The organism is Marinococcus luteus, assembly GCF_900106595.1.
Lineage (GTDB): Bacteria > Bacillota > Bacilli > Bacillales > Marinococcaceae > Marinococcus > Marinococcus luteus.
Genome location: NZ_FNNC01000001.1, coordinates 1020432 through 1038890 on the forward strand (window position 1 = coordinate 1020432; position 18459 = coordinate 1038890).

An 18459-nucleotide genomic window follows, 5' to 3' on the forward strand; every position below is an offset into this window, starting at 1 on the left:
CGTTCGAGGTACCCGAAATGGTTTGAAATTCTTTATTTTTTCCCCGAATTCGCCTATACTACTATTAAAGAATAATATATTAAAAATGTATTTCAAGGAAGGAATGAGGCGGATGGATTTGAAATCTCTTTTTGCCGGTATATTCACAGGGTCGTTAGCTAGCAGTTTAATTATACTTTTTACTACACCTGCTTCCGGTCCTGCCGTACGCCATTCCATTAAGCACTCGGAATGGAATCGCCCCGGCTTGAAATCCTCAACAAATAAATCAGCCATGGAAGACTGGCAGTATGCTGCTACAGAAGGTTTCCAGGCATTCGATGTGCTGACCAAAGAAATGAAAAAAACCTACAAGCGGTACAAGCAGGAAGTTGAACCCGAGGTTGCCTCCATTCAGGAACAGGTAAAAGAAATTTCTGATTCCATTTCTCAATTAAATAAGCAGATCAAAAAAGAAACCAGACGTTCCTAGTCACTGACGACCCAGCTTATAAGAGAGGGGGTTCTTTAATTGGACTCTTCATTTGATGCCAAGCAGTCGATACTATTCAGCCTCCGTGCTGCACAGCTGTCTAAAGCATTATGGAAATCAGTGGAAAAAGATTGGCAGGAATGGGTTAAGCCTTATAATTTAAATATTAATGAATTTCAAATTCTCTGGGTCGCGCACCAATTAGAGGGCGCTTCTGTTTCCGGGATTGCGAAGTTCGGGGTTATGCATGTCTCAACAGCATTTAATTTTTCGAAAAAGCTGGAAGACCGCAGCCTGCTAAAATTTTCAAAGAAAACGAATGATAAGCGCAATACGTATATCGAGCTGACAGAAGACGGCGAAAACCTGCTTCTCTCCATCCTCGAGTCTTACGAAAAGGAAACGTTTCAAGTTTCTGAAGGAGCCCTTCCCATCAAAGAGCTGTATGGAAAGTTTCCCGAGTTTTCTGAACTTATGACTATCGTACGCTACATTTACGGAGAAGAATTTATGCATTTGTTTGAAGAGTCCCTCCAGTCTTTTGAAAATGACTTTATGGATAAAGACGGAACCCTGCTTCCAGCGGACAGATCTGCCAAATAAACCTTTTATAGTCCACCTGCTCTGCTCAGGATTCCTGCATCAGCGTATTGGCTTCTTTTCTCTCCTGTAGAACGAATTGTTAGAAATTTCGTTCTATATATTTTTTTTATAACCCTATTGATTTTTTCTTCTGTTGGTATTACATTATTCAAAGTTGGGGTTTGGAGAGAGAGGAGGCCGTCGCATGAATTGCTGGAAATCAGTAAATCTACGAAAAGAAAACAACACAACAAAAATGACAATCATGTCGGTAGGATTTTCCTTTTTAACTTTTATGTTTACTTTTTTAATCTTTAGTTCACTTCAGCCGGAAACACAGCTGAAAGGTATCGGCCTGGAAGTTCTTCTTTTAATAATGCTTATGATCTACCCTCTGCATTCTATTTTGCACGCCGTACCACTTTGGATGATTGGTATCGCCACAACCTGGAAATTTGACAGAGACCGCAGGAAACAGCTTCCTGTGATTAAATACAGCTTCAGTAAACCAGTATCGAGAAATATGTACGTTACCGCTATGCTCAACCCGTTTATAATTCTTGGGACCGCAAGTATTGCAGGTGCCGTACTCATGCCCGGCTATATGCATTACTTTCTTATTATTTTTTCATTAAACAGCGGCATGGCTCTTCATGATTTTGCTTTTATCCGCCAGCTGGTAAGAGCTCCAAAACACTGTACAGTGGAACGAAAGCTTGACGGCATGGATATTGTATTGAAGCAGCCTTCTTAAGTAAAAAAGAACCCGGAGCCATTTGGCCCCGGGTTCTTTTTTATCTGCCTACGACAAAGACAATATTGTCTTCCTCCAGGTTGACTCTCTCTGCCCGCACAGTATACTCTTCATCTTCACTCCACTGATCAAGGCGTATTCTGATCGTTTCTTCTTCCGGATTAATCTGGACAAACTCCGGAAATTCCGACTGATTCTGCACGACCGTTAACACTTCCGGCCCCGGCAGCGGAAGCCCCGCAATGGAGAAATCATCCTTCTGCAGTTCGACATTTCCGTTATCTAAAGCCTCCGGCACAAAACTCAGCTCAATATCAATTTCACGACCGAGAAGCTCAAGCGCAGAAATAATTTTAAACTGGCCGTCTTCCACCACTAAGTCGGCTCTTTCGTTTTCCATTTCTGCTTCTAAAATATTATTTACCTGAGCAGAATTTGTCTCCCCGGTAAAATACGGTTGAAACTCTTCCTCTTCAGAGGTCTGCGGTTCTGTTTCGGTGGATCCGCCCTCCTGGTCCAGAGAAGCCCACCAGAAGACTACAGCACCGATGATAATAACGTTGATGACTAATAGCAGAATGAATAAAATTTTCCATATGTTCCGCGTCAAGCAGATCCACTCCTTTTTTCTTGTAACAACTGCTTTTTCACTATATCATGTTCGGCAAAAACGTTATAGATATAATATCTTTTTTCTTTGCTCCTCCGGGTTCTGCCTATCTTTTTGCTTTATGATTTGTTATGGTAGTATCGTTAGGAATGGGGGAATTTTATGTTTATTCTTTTCTTTATTGTATTCGCTGTTGCTTACCTGTTCATCATGAACTCCATGACCAATAAGTTTGTAACCCAGCGGGAAGTCCCGGACGAAAAACAGCCGAAGGTCTTTAACACTATCAACATACTTGTGACTATCCTGTTGATTTCATCGTATGTTGAACTTCTTTTGGCAGCCTGAAGCTGAGAATTTCGATCCTATTGTATTTTACAATAGGATTTTTTACATGAGATTTTTTACATTAATCGACATTTTTAAACTTTTTAATATGGTATAATATCAGGGTGCCATGAACATACATAGGGAGCTGGAGAAATGAAAAAATATATTTTTACAATCGCAGGGATCAGCGGAGCTCTTCTGCTTGCATCCTGCAGCAATGAAGGCAGCGCAGCAGGAGACGACGCGATTGTTGAAGTGAACGGCGAAAGTATATCTGAGCAGGATTTGATGGATGATTTAAAGGACAACTACGGAGAAAGTGCCTTAAACAATCTTGTGCAGCAAAAAGTATTAAATGATAAAGCCGAGGATCTCGATATTTCAGATAAACAGGTGACTCAGGAATTCAAGTCTATGAAAGAGCAGTACGGGATAGACGATAACGACCAGTTCCTTCAAACTATACAGGAACATATGGGCGTTCAGGTGGAGAGCGTTAAAGCTTTCAAGGAGCAGTATGTAAAGCCTCAGCTCGTGGTTGATGAACTCGGCTCCCAGGATGTGGACGTAACCGAAGAAGAAATGAAAAATTACTACGAAAAAAATAAAGACGATCTTATGCAGGTCGAAGCAAGCCATATTCTTGTTGAAAGTGAAGAAGAGGCAGACGAAATAATCAAAGAACTCGAAGGCGGCGCAGAATTTGCTGAGATTGCAAAAGAAAAGTCTATCGATACTGCTTCTGGTGAAAGCGACGGAGAGCTTGGTTATTTTGGTAAAGGTGAAATGACGGAGGCTTTCGAGGAAGCTGCCTTTAACATGGATACGGACTCCATCTCCGAAGAGCCTGTCGAAACCGAGCACGGCTTCCACATTATTAATGTCACCGGCAAAAAAGAAAGCTATAAGGAATTAAAAGACGAGATCAAACAGGCTCTTGAAGCTGAAGAGCAGCAGGACGGACAACAGGTGCTGAATGAACTTATGCAGAACGCTGACATCAACGTCGAAAACGAAGACTACGAGGACTGGGTCCAGACATACACTGAAGCCAGTGAAGAAAGTTCAGGCAGCTGACATTTTTGTATAAAAAAACCGGGGCGGTTACGCCTCGGTTTTTTGCGTTTCTATTTCATTTTCTGCCGGGAGTATAATCGTAAATCGAACTCCTGTATCCGTGTTGGCCGCTTCTTTTGACGCTTCGTGCAGTTCAGCAATTTGGCTTACAATCGCAAGACCAAGCCCGAATTGCCCCTTATTTCCTTTTCTGAACGGCGTAAAAATATATTCAAGCTCTTCTTCATTAATGTTTTCTCCGTTATTTTCAACAGTAATTTCCACCCGGCCGTCCGGATACTTTTCTGCTTTAATCCAAATACTGTCTTCTGCGTAGCGCAAGGCATTTTCCACTAAATTTTCAAGCAGCACCCGCATATGCTCAGCGTCCGCATACATACGTACGCTTGCCCCTTCAATGTAAAAACGGATATCGCTGCGCTGCAGACGGAAACGTTCTTCAATCGCATAAGCGAGTTTGCCGAATATGATTTCTTCATATTCAATCGCCTCTGTTTTCAGCGAATCAAGTTTCGTGTAATACAGCATATCCCTGACCCTTTTATCCATACGGTTCGCTTCATCAATAATGACATCCATTGTTTTTTCCATATCCTTTTTAGGCAGAATGCCATCTTTGACGGATTGAGCATAGGATTTAACCACCATAATGGGTGTTTTAAGCTCGTGGGAGGCGTGCTGGATAAATGTTTTTTGTGAATTATCATAACGGATTAAATTTTGGCGCATCCGTTCAAACTGCTCCGACAGCTTCTGAAAGTCCTGGTCCCCTTTCCAATTAAAAGGCTCCCGCCAATTCCTTTCTGCAATCTGCTCAAAGCGGTTGCCGAGTACCCGCAGCGGCTGCCGCAAGTAGCGTTTAAGCCAGATTGCCGGCAGCAGGCTTACAACGCTTGTAATGAGCAGTATGTACACAAGGCGGGTCCATAAACGGTTCACCATTGTGTCTCTATACGTATCCCACATGTAGGAAATCTGGAACGCTTCTTCTCCGTCCGACTCTACTTTTGTGATCACATAAAACAGCGTAGCATCATTAAAAGTAAGCTCATACCTCTCCCGTTCCGCATTTTGATTGCCGGCATTTTCAAGCATTTCTTTTTCCACCTCGGCCGGGGGGCGCGGTTCCCCGCTGACCGTTTCGTTTTCTGTGACAAAAACGTGCCCCACTGAACGCTCTGCTTCCCGTCTTTCAATGAAATCCAGATCGTCTGACTCCGGGGGTGTGAAATAATCACTCAGCGGATTAACGAGCTGCGCCTGTTCTTCTTCGATAATCCGGTAGGTTTCTTCCGTCAGCGTTCCCCGGATAGAAATAGGATATACGATAATGACTGTCAGACCGACCAGAACAATAATGGCAATAAAAGAGAGCCAAATGCGCTGAGTTAAATTCACTTTCATCATGACGGCAGAACACGATATCCGTATCCATACAGAGTCTCCAGATGAATTCTGGGCATTTTCTTCCGGACTCTCCGCACAACGTCATCTACAGCCCGCTCGGAGCCGAAATAGTTTTCTCCCCACACATGCTCAATGATATCTTCTCTCGACAAGGCTTTGCCTACCTCTTCGGTCAAAAGCAGGATCAAGTCCATCTCTTTTGTAGTCAGCTCGATATGGTCCTCATTATTTTCAGCATCCGTCACTGTGCGTGCTTCCGGATCGATATAATAATTGTTTACTTCTGTTTTTTTTGTTTCGGTCTGCGCTTCACCATACACCCGGGAAAGAAGCTTTTTGGCTCGGATGATCAATTCCTGTGGGAGAAATGGTTTCGCCAAGTAGTCATCGCTTCCCATTTCAAGACCGAGCACCCGGTCAAGATCCTGATCTCTCGCGGAAATAAAAATCACCGGTACTTCTCCTTTTTTTGAAGAACGAATTTCCTTTAATATCTGGTAACCGTCCGTCCCCGGCAGCATAATATCGAGCACCCACAGGTGCGGCGGCTCTTCTTTGGCCTCCAGCGCGTCCGTACCGTTATCAAAGACGGTCACTTCCCACCCTTCCTTCTCCATGTAAGGCTTCAATACTCCAGAAAGATTTTCTTCATCTTCCACTAAATAAATTGTATATGCAGTCGTCATTTATCTCGTTCCTTCCTCTGAAGATACGTATTCATCTGCTATTATCGTAGCAGTATTATTACTCAGTTTCCACTTTCCTCTGTGTTAGACGGTATTTATACATCAATGTTTCTATAAAGAAAGCCGCACTGCTTACCTGCAGGCGGCTTTCTTTCATAGTTACGTTGTTGTTTTTTCCTGCTGGCTCTGTTCCATTTTTTCTTTGCGCTTTGTGAACACGAGGGTTTGGAAAATCATAAACACACCGCCTGTCGCCCAGTAAAGAGAAAGGGCAGATGGCAGAAAGATTCCGGCTACAATCATCATCACCGGCATCAGCATCATAATCGGCCTCATGTTTTCAGGCATATCCTTCGCCGTGATTTTTGTCTGCAAAAACATCATCAGCCCAGCGAGGATTGGGAAAATAAAAAATGGATCCGGTTCTCCAAGGTCTACCCATAGGAAGCTGTGGGCTGCGAGTTCTTCTGTCCGCTGAATGGCAAAGTAAAAGGCCATTAAAATCGGCATCTGCAGAAGAATAGGCAGACACCCCATCATTGGGTTTACGCCTTCATCCCGGTACAGCTTCATCATTTCCTGCTGAAGCTTCTGTGCTTCCGCCTGGTTTTTAGAGCTGTATTTTTCCTGAAGCTCTTTCATTCTCGGCTGAAGCCGCTTCATGGCGATCGCACTGTTCTGCTGCTTTAAGAACAGTGGAAGAAGTACAATACGGATAATGATCGTTACTGCAATGATTGAAAGGCCGTAATCACCATTAAAAAATTGGGCAAGCGTGATTAAAAGCCACGAAAACGGGTATACAAAGAAACGATCCCAAATTCCTTCACTGTCTGCCGATATAGCTTCCTGTTCGCCGCCACAACCGGCGAGCACCAGCATTAAAACACCCAGCATTGCTATTAATTTCCATTTACTATTCACTACATTCACTCCTTCTTATTTTTCATGCTTCCAAATTATGATGAAAAATAAGAAGAGTCTTCATCATCATGCCTGCTGTCTGAGCGGTCCGGTATCTTCTTTTGTACAGTAACAAAGCGAAGAGCAGCCATCTCCGGCACCCGGCTGTAATCTTCATAGCAGACATTGGCTTCCTCATGATGGAGGGAATAAGCATTCGTGCTCGTAAGATGCTGGCTGACGATCCAAAGCGTAGTAATGAGCACGCTGACAAGGAGGAGCCATTCCACCCAGTTTATTTCTGCAAACGTTTCAATAAAAAACAACTTATCCCCCCTCCTCTGCTAAATGATTTTCTTCAAGACTCACCAGTTCCACTTCTTCATCATATGTGTTGTAGTAATTAAGAATATCGTCTACATACCAGTCCGCCTGGTTATATTGATATATTGCCGGCCGTACCTCGCCGCCCGCTGCTCCGTTAGATGCAAGAAAGTTTGCCGCCGAATACACGGCATCTTCAAGAGCATACGGATCGGCTCTGCCATCGCCGTCAGCATCAACACCGTAGCCTCCGTATTCATTAATTGTTTCCGGATCGGTTAATTCCCGCTCCGGTATATCAGTACTGCCATTTCCACCGCAACCTGGATAATTCCACCCTACAAATGTGCATGGCATAAACTGCATATGTCCTATCGCTCCAACCGGGCTTTCCAGTGTTTCCATCGTGGAAAAAACAGTTTCCACCCGGTGGACCGCTGCTAAGAGGGTCCACGGAATATCATAATCTTCTCCCGCCTGTTTGTAAACAGAAATATATTCTTTTGGTACTTCATTTTCTGCAAAGTCTTCCTGGGAATTGTATGTCGGTGTGCTCCCGTCCTGCACCGATGATGCGATAAAAACAATAGCTGCTGTGAGTAGAGCCGTCACTGCTGTAATTAAGTAAACATATCGATAACGCTTGGTCTGCGGGCGCACAGCGTCCCCTCCTGTTAACATAACTCGTGGCTAAAGACGAATACCGCCATGTTTATTGTAGCACGTTTCAGCCAGAATCTATAATGGGAAGGCAAATAAAAAACTTTCCTCATGGCGAGGAAAGTTTTTGTTATTACTGCTGGCCGTTATTCTCTTCCGGTACACCGTAGAGATCTTCAAGCGGCTCCGTAATAATTTTATTCAAGTCAGAAATGACTGTGCTGAGCTGCTGCTCCTGCTGCATCAGCTTCGAAATAACTTCGTGCTGCTGCACCATTTCAAACTGTTTTTGAGCCTGGGTAATTTCTTCTTCCGAAGGCTGCTCTCCCTGCATTTGTTTCTGCTGCAGTTCAAGCTGTACATTGCGGAAGTTATCAAGCATACGCTTTGCGACTTCGTCCTGCTCTACTTCGTTATGAAGCTCTTTAAGTTGTTGAAATTCTTCGCTGTCACGAAGTGCACTCGATAATTCGTAAGCCTTGTCATGAATATTGGACATATATAAGTCCTCCTTTAAGATTGTCTGTATGAGCATAACATGAACCGCCGGCAGAATTCATCCATTCCGGAAGAATCAATGGCATTTTTTTATTCACACTATCCACAACACGACTATTCCCTGTACACAGCCTACAAAACCGCCAATCAGTGCCCCCAGATATGTGATCAGTTTAAACTCCCTTCCGGAAATCGTAAGCAGCATAGCTTCCATCCGGTCTGTCGAAAACGTGTCCACCTGCTCTTTAACTACATCATGAAGATGAAGCTGTTCAAACAGATTCGGAAGCCTTTTCGCAATGGAGCCCTGGCCTTTTTTCACTGCTTTTGGAACCCATTCCTCCAGCAATTTCGCCTCATATGCGGGGGCCCATTCCTTCAAAGGCTGCTCGAGCCTCTCCATCACCGGTACATGTTTATCAACCGTTTCCACAATGTAATCCACCGCTGCCCGGGAATCCACGTAGGCAAAAGCGGCCGCTGCCGGTTTTTCAAACAGCGCTTTTCGCTCCTGCTGCAGCAGGCCGGAAATCATTTTTTCCGTTCCAGGGTCTTCAAAAAAACGGATCACCTCTGGTTGAATACGGTCAACGAGCCGGTCATTCCCGATCATAGTACCAAAAAAGTTCATCATCGATCCTTTTCCTTCTAAAAAACGCTCGAGTAAAAGCGCCAACTGCTCTTTCCCTGCCCTTGACCGAAAATAATCACCGGCCTTCACCATTATTAACTGTGTAAGCTCTTTGGTCATCACTTCCGATTGACGGACCGCACCGGGGGGAAGAAGCTCTTTAATCGGAGTATCAGCATGACGGTGCTTAGCTTCTTCCCATTTTATGTCGAGCGTTTCTCTTAAAGTTTCGCGGAGAAAACCGCGGACATCGCTCAGACCTGTCCATTTCTCCACATAATCGGATAAGCTTTTCTCAGAATAAAGATATTCCTTCATTTCTAATGTTACCCAATCATTCAGCTGGTGGGAAAACATGTCACTGCGGATTTTTGCCTGCAGGCCTTCCGGGGTCAACAGGTGGTCTGTCACGACCCGTCCGAGCTGCCCGGCGAGCTCATTACGTCTTTTTGGGATCAGCCCCGGGGTGAACGGCACCCGTACAGAGCCTATGTACACTGGCTTATACGGCCTGAACAGCATTCGTATTGCAAGCGAATTCGTTACTCCCCCGATGGCTGCCCCAATAGCGATCATAATGATAATTGTAATAACTGCGTTCATGGTGATTGCTCCTTTGGCAGTCTTCTATTAGTTAAACGTTATTTCTCTGCGGTAAAAATAAATTCTTCGCGTTCTATGATAAATTTCCCGCGTTTAAATGCGTTTCTCCACATTCTTTTATTCACATTATCCGGGTGTGTTGAAACTATTTGTATGCTTTTCAGGGGAAAATTTTGCGCTTCGAGCCACTTTTCCGAAAGATCCTGCTTCCAGCCTATGGTCCCGCTCCATCCTTCAGCAGGCGCGATAATCGCTTCTGCACTTCCTCCATTCCAGCGCAAAAGCGCCGTCTCCACCGAGTCCATACCCTCGAGCCATTTTTCAAGCGGCAGCAGAGAAACATTCTGCTCTTCCACCTTATTAATGTCAGAATACTCCCCTGCATACGTATACCCTTCTCCGTCATCAATAAAAAATCCGTCGCCGGCCCATACTTCTTTCCACCAGGACCACGGCAAGCTGTTATATTGTACCTGTCCATCAACCATTACCTCCAGGCTATTCGGCCAGGGTTTTTTCACCACTACTCTGCCGGGCGTGTGACGCACTGCATATCCTTCGGTGTCCCACGTATCCATTACCATCCCTGGAAGACGGCTGTTGTATTTTTCAGGATGCACTCTACGGTCCGGCAGATCTGCAGTAATCATTCCAGAGGCGTGTGCGCCCCCAAAGGCTTTTAAAAGCGGAATTCTTCCCCGGGTTAATACATCTATCACCCACTGCAGGTCTCCCCGCATCCAATCTGCTTCCCAGGTCAGTACGTAGCGCAGCGAATGGAGATGGTACTCCTTCCATTTACTTTGTGTCTGAGAGGAAGCCGCCTGTGCTGACAGCGAATCAACGCCGATATGTGTAATTCCGCAGGCTTCAATCGTACTGCCAGCGTCAGCGCTCTGTTCATTCCATGAACACAGGCAGTATTGTCCGTTATTTGCAAGCGTTCCAATCATGACAAACAGCTGCTCGAATCCCCATTCCCGGGCGAGCCACCATACGCGGTCTTTCGGACGCACGTCCCACACTAAACCAATTTCTGTTCCTGATTTTATAAACAAACTGGCGTGGCTGAGGACATATCCCTGCCCAGGCTCTCCCGGGCTGTTACTAAAGAGAATAAGTGCAGGATCAGCGCCATTTGTTTTTTCAGGCCTCTCCTTTGACTTTCCGGCGGGCATGTCTGCCCATTGTTTATGTCTTGAGGACGGCTCCCCGCCCAATTGAATGATTTGTGCAGGTTCCATGTTATACTTTTCCTCAGCTTCAGCTGCCGAACGCCCCGCACCAACAATGAACCATTCCGGCTGGAAATGCGCATGAACCGCTTCCTCAGCTGCGGTTGTCCAGCGTGGGCTGTACGGGCAGACTGCAGCACCGATATACATCAGTGCCATGTAAACCACCGCCGACTGTTTATCGATCCCGGCCAGCACAGCTGCCCGTCCGCCGTTGTGTATACCCGCTTTTCTCAGTTTTCCTGCCGCTTCCTGCACTTCTTTGGCCAGCCTCTCATATGTCCATTCCCCGCTTTCATCTATGAAAGCCGTCTGCTCCATCACTTCTTTTGATTTATTTATCAGCTGCTCCGCAGCGTTCATTTTTCCTTTGTAAAACCAGCCAGCTTTTCGTCTTCCGTGCGAAAGCTCTACAACGTCTTTATACCGTTTGAACCATCGGGTTTCAAGTCGTTTAGACGCCTGCTGCCAAAACCAGGAAACATCGATTGCGGCATGTTTTTTCAATTCTTCTGTATCGCTCAGTCCAAGTGCTTTAGTCCAGTGATAAAGCGCATTAGTTCTCCATTGAACAATAGGTGGTTCCCATATAGTCCACTGCATTTCTCATAGCCTCCCGACGTTTTTCCTTTTATAGAATGGGAATAGGGGTGTATATCTATTTTTACATAGCTTTTAGATATGTGAAACAAAAAGGAGTGCTTCAAATGAAAATAGCTTTATTTGGCGGAACCGGCCGCACCGGCTCCCAATTTGCGTCCATGGCTGACGCTGCCGGACACGAATTAAAAATGCTTGTCCGCTCACCGGAAAAAGCAGACAGCCTGCCAGCTTCTGCAGAGAAGATACACGGTGATGCCCTTGATCAGGCGAAAATGAGAAAAACACTGCAGGGCGCGGATGCGGTCGTCAGTGCGTTGGGCACTGACAAGCAGAACGTGTTAAGCAGCTTCACCCCGCTATTGTTAAAAGAAATGAACGACCTCAGCATCACCCGTTTAATTACCGTAGGCACTGCCGGAATTCTTCAGTCGCGGACAGAACCGCATCTTTACCGGTTTGAGTCTTCAGAATCCAAACGCCGGAGCACTACGGCCGCCGAAGACCATAAGGCAGCCTATGAATACATTAAGGAAACGTCCTATTGCTGGACCGTTGTCTGCCCGACTTTTCTGCCGGATGGGGAAAATACTGCTTCCTGGCGCTATGAAACTGACTATTTGCCGGAAAACGGCACCCGGATCTCGACAGGAAACACCGCTGATTTTTTAATGCACGTATTGGAAAATCACTCTCAATTCTGTAAAAAAAGGATAGGCGTTTGTGAGTAAGGCTGTGTAATTGACGGTACAAACATGCTATACTAATTACCATTATCTAAGTAAAAACCCCGAAAGAAGGAGGGCGGCGATATGAGTATTTTCGGTATCATTCTCGGTATTGTTATTGTTACTGCTATTATAAGCTGGATTATCGGCTACAATGCCTTAATTAAATATTTAAACTGGGTGGAAGAATCCTGGACCCAGGTGGAATTTCAACTGCACCGGCGGATGAACTTAATTCCTGACTTTGTGGAATCTGCCCAAAAGGCATGGCGTCACAAGCAGGATGAATTGGAAACGCTGGTACAATACAGAAGCGAAGCATTATCCCCGGAATCGAGCAGACAAGAACAGCTGCACATTAACTCCCGCATTGAAGATAATCTTCACGAGGTGTTTGACGCTTCCATGCCTGATGATAAGCAGCTGCAGTCCGAGCTGAAGTCGATGCGTGAGCAGTTTGACGATGCGCAGAATAAGATCATTCATTCTTCAAGCGTTTACAATAATACGATAGATAAATACAATACAAAGATATCATCGTTTCCGGTCAAATTTGTGGCAGAGCTGCATCATTTTAAAACCCGCAATCCTCTTCCAGGGCAGAGTTCTGCTCCCGGAAGCAGTGCCGAAACAAAGGCGGAAACGTCTGTATAATCCAAATATGCATATAATTATATTTTTTGATTTGAGCTTGTTTCTTTTCCGCTCAACCCTGAAAACAGGCGGAGACAAGCTCTCATCGACATTAGGCTGTTATTCATTCTGTGCTATGCTGAACAGGCAGGTTCTCCTGAGATGAATGCATCTTTACCTGTACGATACCATTTGTACCCTGCCCGGATGTTCCGGCAGGGCTTTTTTGTACCTTCAGCCTGTTTAAAAAAAGCAGTACACGGCAAAAGAATGTTGAATCCTCCCGTGTTATAATGATGAAAGACATTTGAGACCACTGTCTACGTTTATCCAGTACTGTATGAGAAAGGAAGCTTCAGACATGAAAACGTTCGAACAAAAACTTCACAACTACGCAAAACTTGCCGTGGATAAAGGTGTTAATATCCAGCCCGGCCAGACTTTAGTTATCGCAGCTCCGATTGATGCTGCTCCTTTTGTCAGAAGACTGGCCGAGGCAGCATACGATGCCGGTGCAAAACATGTCTACCCGGAATGGGCAGACGATGAACTGACAAAAATTAAATACGAGAAAGCGCCCGAAGAAGCTTTTCATGAATTCCCTTCCTGGCGTGCTGAAAGCAGAGAACAGCTCGCCCGTGAAGGAGCAGCTTTTATCACGGTCAAATCCACTGATCCTGATCTGCTTAAAGGAGTGGACCCGGATAAAATTGCCAATGCGAACAACGCAGCCGGTGCTGCTATGGAAGGATTCCGGGATTATATTCAGGCTGACCGTGTCAGCTGGCTTGTGATTTCCACCCCTTCTGCTGGATGGGCAAAAAAAGTTTTCCCGGACGAACCAGAAGACCGGGCCATCGATCTTCTTTGGGAACGGATCTTCAGCGCTGTACGGGCGGATACAGAAGACCCGGTCCAGGCGTGGGACGAGCATAACCGCATTCTGCGGGCCAAGGTCGATTGGCTGAATACCAAAAAATACAAATCACTTCATTATACCGCTCCCGGCACGGACCTTGAAATCGGCCTGCCGGACGGACACGTGTGGGCTGGCGGCGGCAGCACCAATACCTCGGGTGTTTCGTTTATTCCGAATATGCCGACAGAAGAAGTATTTACTGCTCCGCATAAGGATTTCGTTAACGGGCACGTAACCAATACTAAACCATTGAACTACGGCGGCAGTGTTATTGACCAATTTACGCTGCACTTCAAGGACGGGGCTGTCACAGACATGGAAGCCGGCGAAGGAGAAGAAACTCTCCGTCACCTGATCAATTCAGACGAAGGTGCCGCCCGCCTTGGCGAAGTAGCCCTCGTTCCGCACAGCTCTCCTATCTCGCAGTCCGGCATTTTGTTTTTCAACACGTTGTTTGATGAAAATGCCTCCAATCATATTGCGCTTGGCAGTGCATATGCTTTCTGCGTGGAAAATGGACCGGAAATGAGCAAAGAAGAAAAGGAACAGGCTGGTTTAAACACGAGTATCATCCATGTTGATTTTATGATTGGAAATGAAAATATGAATATAGACGGCATTCTTCCCGATGGTACGAAAGAGCCCGTATTCCGAAACGGCGAATGGGCAGAATAGCTTTTCTATCTTTTTTGAAAGGAGATTATTATGAGTTTACCTAAAACGCTCACGATAGCCGGCTCCGATACAAGTGGAGGCGCCGGCATCCAGGCAGATTTAAAAACATTTCAGGAACTTGGCACCTACGGAATGGTTTCCCTGACTACTATTGTGGCCCAGGACCCTGATAACGACTGGTTTCACCGCGTCTACCCTATCGACACCTCCACACTCGAAGCACAGCTCGACACAGTGTTAAAAGGTATTGGGGTCCAGGCCGCAAAAACAGGAATGCTTGGCTCAAAAGAAGTCATCGAGCTAGTAGCGAAAAAATTGGATGAGCACCAGATAGAACAGCTGGTTGTGGATCCGGTGATGGTATGTAAAGGCGCCGATGAGCCAGTCAACCCGGAAATGGACGCTTATTTGCGGGACACGCTTGTGCCAAAGGCATTTATTGTAACGCCTAATTTATTTGAAGCCTCCCAGCTAGCTCAGGTATCTCTGCCGCAATCGCTTGAAGACATGAAAGCAGCTGCTGAGAAAATTTATCAGCTCGGCCCGTCCTTTGTTATTATTAAAGGCGGAGGAGACACCGGAGCAGAAAAATCTATTGACGTGCTTTATGATGGTAACAGCTTTGAATATATCGAATCCGAAAAAATTAATACGGATTATACTCACGGTGCCGGCTGTACGTTCTCTGCTGCTATTACTGCGGAGCTTGCCAATGGAAAGAGTGTACGGGAAGCAATTCATACAGCAAAACAGTTCATTCAGGCTTCAATTCAGGATTCCTTCCGCCTGAACGAACATGTTGGTGCTGTAAACCACACTGCCTACCGCCACCGTGCTCCCCAGTCTTAAATATGTTTTCGGCCCCAGAGCGAAAATAAGCAGGTGACCAAATTGGAACTATTTCAATGCACGAAAAGTGTTTATAAGCACGTCGAAATGGATGTCATCGAAATTTATCCTCCTCAGCTTCTATTCCGTCACGGCTATATTTACCCAGGGTTTTTCGATGACAGCGGAGTCTGGATGGCTACCGACGAAGAAGACGTGATGCATGTAATCAGTGAGCATCCTTCGCCAGAGCAGGACCACTGGTTCCAGCAGCATTTTAAAAAAGTATGAATCACTGGAAGGAGTATGCAAATGAAACGCTATCATGTAGAAGTACACGGAAATGTCCAGGGCGTCGGCTTTCGGCAATTCACCCAGTCAGAAGCAGTTAAACATAACATTCACGGCTGGGTTCGCAACAAATCAAACGGAGCTGTTGAAATTGAGGCCGAAGGAACGCCCCAGGACATGGACCGCTTTCTTGTCGCGGTACAGGAAGGCAGCCCTTTTTCCACCGTGGAGCGCCTCGAAACGTCTGACCTTGATTCTGTCGACCATAATGAGTCCTTTGACGTTCGCTTCTAATTAAACAAAAAATCCTCCAGCTGAATTGATCAGCTGGAGGATTTTTTGTTTAGAACGCCCAGGAAATACGTTTTTCAAGCTGTGAAGCTGCCTGGCGAACCGGCAGATAATGCAGGCGAAAATCTTCCTGTACCACCCGTTCAAGCGCCGGTAGATCATGTATATACTTTGTCACAGTGGCACCATTTGCTTTTCGGGCAATAAGTTTATTGTTTTTCAAAGACAGCAGCAGATATTTTTCCGGAACCCAAAGCTGCAGGCGCAGCTGATTCATATACGGAGCGTCCGGGCCGTAAGATTTGCAGACTCTGTCCCGCAGCTCTGCCTCCTCTGCCTCTATGTCAGGGTCAAATGCCCACGACTCATCCGCCTGTTTTCCGTCTTTCATGCGTATATAACGGTACAGCCGTGCATCTTTCTGATAATGAAATATAAGCTGCTCGCCATCAAATTTTTTTGAGCGTTCCATTCCCCTGCGAAGAGGGATCGGTTCAAATAGCGGCGCGGTCGTACCTACGTCTACAAAATAAGGGGGAGACCCCGGCTGATTTGTTTCTACCCGGACTGACACGTGGTCTTCATTCAAATATATGAGCCGGGTGGAGAATCCCAGTGCCTCCAGCAAATGTTGAAAGCGGATATTCAACGTATAGCACGTGCCGCCCATCTGGTAGACCTGGCGCCGGTACAAAAATGAATCGACTGACATTGGTGCCCGGGTTTCTACACTTTCCCCTGATTCAATTAATTTACCTACATTTTCAAATGGAAACTGCTGCAGATGGGAGCGAATCAACTTCGTCAAAAACCGAACATCCGGCTGTTCTATTTTCAGCTTCAAAATGTGTAAATAGTCCTCTACCCATGACTGCATGCAAAGCGACCTCCTTTTGAGCCGTCAGAAGGCAAAAACAAGCGGTGCCTTCTTTTTGCTCTGCAGGCTTTTTTATTCCCCGAGACGTTCATGCACCATTGCCATGACATCCATTTTTAACTGAAGAAGCTTTTCCTCAGTCTGCTTGAACGTCTCTCCCTTAACACCGAAATAAAACTTCACTTTCGGTTCTGTGCCTGAAGGACGAAGACAGAACCAGGATTCATCATCTGTAAAAAACTTCAGTACATTCGAAGAAGGAAGCGCAATAGGCTCTGTTTTTCCGTTTTCAAGCAAATACGTACGTTCTCCTGTTTTGTAATCCTCCACTTTTTGGATAGAAGCGTCACTTACCCGCTCAGGAGGTTCTGTGCGGAACGTTTCGATCAGATGATCAATTTGCGCAGCACCTTCTTTTCCTTTTTTCGTTAAGGAATCCAGCCCTTCCATGAAATATCCATAACGACTGTAAATATCCATCAGGCCTTCATACACAGTGCGTCCCTGCTCTTTATGCCACAGGGCCATTTCCGCGATTAAAAGTGCCGCCTGAACCGCATCTTTATCGCGCACAAAGTCCCCGATCAAATATCCGTAGGACTCCTCATAACCAAATTGAAAGGCATATTCTCCTGTTTCATTATAGGTTTTAATTTTTTCACCAATGAATTTAAATCCGGTAAGCGTATCCTCACATGCCTGGCCGTAATGTTCTGCTATAGCTCTTCCGAGTTCAGAAGTAACGATTGTTTTCATCACTATGCCGTTTGCCGGAAGAGATCCTGCCTCTGTTTTTTGCATGAGAAGATAATCAAGAAGCATTGCCCCGGTCTGGTTTCCAGTGAGCACCGCAAACTCGCCGCTGCTGTCTTTTGCCGCCAGACCAATACGGTCCGCATCAGGGTCCGTGCCAATCAGTATATCCGCGTTACTGTTTTCACCTACTTGAATAGCTTTTGCAAAAGCTTCTTTTTCTTCAGGGTTCGGGCTCTGCACGGTGGAGAATTCCGGATCAGGCATTAACTGCTCCTCCACTGTCGATACGTTGTGAAAACCAGCTGCAGCAAGCGCCCGCAAGACCGGGTCCTTCGCTGTTCCGTGCAGCGGTGTGAACACTACATTCAAATCGCTTCCGCTTTCTTTGATCATCTCCGGCTGCAGAAGAATTGACTGCAGCGCTTGGTCATAAGCTGCATCAGTTTCTTCTCCCAGCATCACGAGCAGGCCTTCCTCCTGCATGACTCCGCTGTCCTTCACCCGAATTTCCAGCTCATTTTCGACCGATTCCACGTAAGTGATCAACTCATCCGCGGGGCCCGGCGGGAACTGCCCCCCATCTTCACCATAAACTTTAAACCCGTTATATTCCGGCGGGTTATGGCTTGCCGTGATTACTACACCGGCAAATGCATGAGTTCTCCGCACCGCAAACGAGAGCTCCGGAGTCGGGCGCAGATCTTCAAACAAGTATACCTGGATACCGTGTGCCCCGAGCGTCTGTGCTGTTTCAACCGCAAATTTTTCCGAATAGTGGCGCGGGTCAAACGCAACAGCCACTCCTCTGGATTTTGCCTCCGTGCCGGCATTTTCAATATAACGCGCAAGACCTTCTGCTGCCCGGCGGATCGTGTATGTATTCATTCTATTCGTTCCAGGCCCGATCTCTCCGCGCATCCCCCCGGTCCCAAATGCCAGATATTGATAAAAGTAATCCTCTGCATTTGTTTCATCCAGTTCGTGAAGCTTTTCTTTCCATGTTTCTTCTATAAACGCATGGTTTTTCCATCGATTCCAGTGGTCCGTCCAATTCATATGTATAATCACTCCTGAAGCGTTTATTGTATT

22 protein-coding genes are annotated in these 18459 nt (G+C 45.9%); 11 read left to right on the forward strand and 11 right to left on the reverse strand.

The genetic code is table 11. From position 1 onward, the window contains the following. The first annotated feature begins 112 nt into the window (after positions 1-112). The 3 genes from BLV22_RS05125 to BLV22_RS05135 all read left to right on the forward strand — a co-directional run bounded on the left by BLV22_RS05125 (position 113) and on the right by BLV22_RS05135 (position 1808). Positions 113-472: a hypothetical protein gene (locus tag BLV22_RS05125; protein WP_022793775.1), complete on the forward strand. Its 360-nt coding sequence runs from the start codon at positions 113-115 to the stop codon at positions 470-472. A gap of 39 nt (positions 473-511) precedes the next feature. Continuing rightward, entirely contained in the window at positions 512-1075 is a 564-nt protein-coding gene (locus BLV22_RS05130; protein WP_091612100.1) for an HTH-type transcriptional regulator Hpr, read from the forward strand. Between the two features lie 184 nt (positions 1076-1259). After that, positions 1260-1808, forward strand: coding sequence for a DUF3267 domain-containing protein (locus BLV22_RS05135; RefSeq protein ID WP_091612103.1), 549 nt, complete (start codon positions 1260-1262; stop codon positions 1806-1808). Positions 1809-1848: 40 nt separating this feature from the next. On the opposite strand, the gene BLV22_RS05140 is transcribed toward BLV22_RS05135, so the two are convergent. Next, positions 1849-2418 (reverse strand): YpmS family protein, encoded by a 570-nt coding sequence (locus BLV22_RS05140; protein WP_176967655.1) that lies wholly within the window; start codon positions 2416-2418, stop codon positions 1849-1851. A gap of 162 nt (positions 2419-2580) precedes the next feature. On the opposite strand from BLV22_RS05140, the gene BLV22_RS05145 reads away from it, so the two are divergent. Then, positions 2581-2766 (forward strand): hypothetical protein, encoded by a 186-nt coding sequence (locus BLV22_RS05145; RefSeq protein WP_022793771.1) that lies wholly within the window; start codon positions 2581-2583, stop codon positions 2764-2766. A 135-nt stretch (positions 2767-2901) separates the two neighbouring features. Further along, on the forward strand, positions 2902-3825 hold the full coding sequence (locus tag BLV22_RS05150) for a peptidylprolyl isomerase (RefSeq protein WP_091612108.1): 924 nt from the start codon (positions 2902-2904) through the stop codon (positions 3823-3825). 27 nt (positions 3826-3852) lie between these two features. Here BLV22_RS05150 and BLV22_RS05155 read toward each other — a convergent pair whose 3' ends face one another. The 8 genes from BLV22_RS05155 to BLV22_RS05190 form a co-directional block, all read right to left on the reverse strand. After that, the gene (locus BLV22_RS05155) at positions 3853-5232 is read right to left on the reverse strand and encodes a sensor histidine kinase (RefSeq protein ID WP_091612110.1); all 1380 of its coding nucleotides are present in this window, start codon (positions 5230-5232) and stop codon (positions 3853-3855) included. Next, positions 5229-5918 (reverse strand): response regulator transcription factor, encoded by a 690-nt coding sequence (locus BLV22_RS05160; protein ID WP_091612113.1) that lies wholly within the window; start codon positions 5916-5918, stop codon positions 5229-5231. Before BLV22_RS05160 ends, BLV22_RS05155 begins: the two co-directional genes overlap by 4 nt. 159 nt (positions 5919-6077) lie before the next feature. Then, positions 6078-6842: a membrane protein insertase YidC gene (gene yidC / locus BLV22_RS05165; protein WP_245724009.1), complete on the reverse strand. Its 765-nt coding sequence runs from the start codon at positions 6840-6842 to the stop codon at positions 6078-6080. Between the two features lie 35 nt (positions 6843-6877). Then, positions 6878-7147, reverse strand: coding sequence for a hypothetical protein (locus tag BLV22_RS05170; protein ID WP_091612118.1), 270 nt, complete (start codon positions 7145-7147; stop codon positions 6878-6880). A 1-nt stretch (position 7148) separates the two neighbouring features. After that, on the reverse strand, positions 7149-7805 hold the full coding sequence (locus tag BLV22_RS05175; protein ID WP_091612121.1) for a lytic transglycosylase domain-containing protein: 657 nt from the start codon (positions 7803-7805) through the stop codon (positions 7149-7151). A gap of 133 nt (positions 7806-7938) precedes the next feature. Beyond that, on the reverse strand, positions 7939-8304 hold the full coding sequence (locus BLV22_RS05180; protein WP_091612124.1) for a YlbF/YmcA family competence regulator: 366 nt from the start codon (positions 8302-8304) through the stop codon (positions 7939-7941). A 93-nt stretch (positions 8305-8397) separates the two neighbouring features. After that, positions 8398-9537, reverse strand: a complete 1140-nt coding sequence (locus tag BLV22_RS05185) for a DUF445 domain-containing protein (RefSeq protein ID WP_091612126.1) — start codon at positions 9535-9537, stop codon at positions 8398-8400. Positions 9538-9575: 38 nt separating this feature from the next. Beyond that, the gene (locus BLV22_RS05190) at positions 9576-11375 is read right to left on the reverse strand and encodes an AMP-binding protein (protein WP_091612129.1); all 1800 of its coding nucleotides are present in this window, start codon (positions 11373-11375) and stop codon (positions 9576-9578) included. A gap of 104 nt (positions 11376-11479) precedes the next feature. Between BLV22_RS05190 and BLV22_RS05195 the strand changes: the two genes are divergently transcribed. The 6 genes from BLV22_RS05195 (at position 11480) to BLV22_RS05220 (ending at position 15740) form a co-directional block, all read left to right on the forward strand. After that, a complete protein-coding gene (locus tag BLV22_RS05195) occupies positions 11480-12103 on the forward strand; it encodes an NAD(P)-dependent oxidoreductase (protein ID WP_091612132.1) in 624 nt (207 codons plus the stop codon). Between the two features lie 81 nt (positions 12104-12184). After that, entirely contained in the window at positions 12185-12754 is a 570-nt protein-coding gene (locus tag BLV22_RS05200; protein ID WP_091612134.1) for a LemA family protein, read from the forward strand. Positions 12755-13094: 340 nt separating this feature from the next. Continuing rightward, positions 13095-14327, forward strand: a complete 1233-nt coding sequence (locus tag BLV22_RS05205) for an aminopeptidase (protein WP_091612137.1) — start codon at positions 13095-13097, stop codon at positions 14325-14327. 30 nt (positions 14328-14357) lie between these two features. Beyond that, on the forward strand, positions 14358-15176 hold the full coding sequence (pdxK, locus tag BLV22_RS05210; protein WP_091612140.1) for a pyridoxine/pyridoxal/pyridoxamine kinase: 819 nt from the start codon (positions 14358-14360) through the stop codon (positions 15174-15176). Between the two features lie 42 nt (positions 15177-15218). Beyond that, a complete protein-coding gene (locus BLV22_RS05215) occupies positions 15219-15446 on the forward strand; it encodes a hypothetical protein (RefSeq protein WP_022793756.1) in 228 nt (75 codons plus the stop codon). A gap of 21 nt (positions 15447-15467) precedes the next feature. Beyond that, positions 15468-15740, forward strand: a complete 273-nt coding sequence (locus BLV22_RS05220) for an acylphosphatase (protein ID WP_022793755.1) — start codon at positions 15468-15470, stop codon at positions 15738-15740. A gap of 49 nt (positions 15741-15789) precedes the next feature. On the opposite strand, the gene BLV22_RS05225 is transcribed toward BLV22_RS05220, so the two are convergent. Both BLV22_RS05225 and BLV22_RS05230 read right to left on the reverse strand, forming a co-directional pair. Then, complete coding sequence (locus BLV22_RS05225; RefSeq protein WP_091612143.1) at positions 15790-16614, reverse strand: arylamine N-acetyltransferase; 825 nt, start codon at positions 16612-16614, stop codon at positions 15790-15792. Between the two features lie 72 nt (positions 16615-16686). After that, positions 16687-18426, reverse strand: coding sequence for a phospho-sugar mutase (locus BLV22_RS05230; protein WP_091612145.1), 1740 nt, complete (start codon positions 18424-18426; stop codon positions 16687-16689). Positions 18427-18459: the final 33 nt, after the last annotated feature.